The 1,311-nt window shown below is 72.4% G+C and carries 3 protein-coding genes; all 3 read right to left on the bottom strand.

The window, feature by feature from the left end; genetic code table 11:
- Window positions 1–488: sigma factor (locus tag GH736_RS23055; RefSeq protein ID WP_268891265.1), on the bottom strand; the 488-nt coding region annotated here is incomplete at its 3' end.
- Window positions 470–853, bottom strand: a complete 384-nt coding sequence (locus GH736_RS23050) for a YciI family protein (RefSeq protein ID WP_159607358.1) — start codon at window positions 851–853, stop codon at window positions 470–472. The genes GH736_RS23050 and GH736_RS23055, both read right to left, overlap by 19 nt.
- A 183-nt stretch (window positions 854–1,036) precedes the next feature.
- Window positions 1,037–1,311, bottom strand: a 275-nt coding sequence (locus tag GH736_RS23045) for a helix-turn-helix domain-containing protein (RefSeq protein WP_162529607.1), incomplete at its 5' end; no start/stop codon positions are given.

Here is a 1,311-nt window from a genome sequence, read left to right as displayed (position 1 = left end):
TGCGGCACCGCGAACGCCCTCGCGATCTGCGCGGCCTCGAATCCGAGCACGACCTGCAGCATGAGCGGCGTGCGCACCGCGGCGTCGATCGCCGGGTGCGCGCACACGAACAGCAGCTCCAGCCGCTTGTCGCCGATCGCGAACGGATCGAGCTCGGCCAGCGGGTCGACGGATGCCGCGGCCGGCGTCTCGGCATCGTCAGCGACCGGTGCGGTCAGGCGACGCTCGGCCGACTTCCACGCGTCGCGCTGGCGATTGCGGGCCACGGTCAACAGCCACCCCTCGGGATTGTCGGGCACACCGGCATCCGGCCACGTCTTCAACGCCTGCTCGAAGGCGCCGGCCAGGGCGTCCTCGGCGAGCGCGAGGTCACCCGACGACGCCGCGAGCAGCGCGATCAGCCGGCCGTAGGACGCGCGGGCGACCAGCTCGACGGATGCCGCGGCCGCCGCCCGCGCGGCATCGGCGTTCACTCGTTGGGAGTCCACACGCCGTCGACCGTGTACACGGCGCCCGGGCGCACCTCGACGCCGCCCGCGCCGTAGTCCATCGAAGGAGCCTGCTTGGCCCACTCGATCGCGGTGTCGAGGTCGGGCACGTCGATGACGAACGTGCCGCCGAGCTGGTCCTTCGTGTCGGCAAAGGGGCCGTCCTGCACCTGCACGGCGCCGCCGTCGGCGCGCAGGGTCGTCGTGCTCGACGACGGTTGCAGCACCTCGGCGCCGAGCAGCACGCCCGCGGAGTGCAGCGTCGCGGCGTAGGCGGTGAAGGCCTGCTGGCCCTCGGCGAGCGCCTCGTCACCGAGCTCGTCGGCGGTCATCTCGGGGTAGTGAAGCAGCAGTGTGTAGCGCATGGTGTTCCTCCTCGACCCGATCCAGCGACAGGGTACTCGCGCACCGCCGTCGCCGGGGTCGTCCTCGTTCCCTCCCCTTCGGGAGTCGGCCGGATGTCGGCCTCTGTTGTGATGACGACCGAGCGGCTGGTCGATCGACACAGCGTGCTGTCGGCGCGACATCCGCCCTACCCAGGGTCGGAACTACGGGCGGAGGCCCGCGTCGTAGGCGGCGATGATCGCCGCGGCGCGGTCGCGGGCGCCGAGCTTCATGAAGATCGCCGAGACGTGCGACTTCACCGTGCGCTCCCCCACGTGCAGCTGGGCCGCGATCTCGCGGTTGTTCGCCCCGTCGCAGATGCGGCGCAGCACCTCGAGCTCGCGCGGGGTCAGCTGCTCGAGCGCGCGACTCGCCGCCGGAGACGCAGGCGCGCGGTCCTTCGCCCGTGCCAGCACCCGCGGAAGCACCCGCGGGTCGA

It is taken from the genome of Agromyces humi, from assembly GCF_009720255.1.
GTDB classification, from domain to species: Bacteria; Actinomycetota; Actinomycetes; order Actinomycetales; family Microbacteriaceae; genus Agromyces; species Agromyces humi.
This window is presented reverse-complemented; position numbering and strand designations above follow the sequence as displayed.

Coding starts and splice junctions, on each gene's coding strand:
- GH736_RS23050 (WP_159607358.1), bottom strand. CDS start 853: ATGCGCTACACACTGCTGCTTCACTACCCCGAGATGACCGCCGACGAG.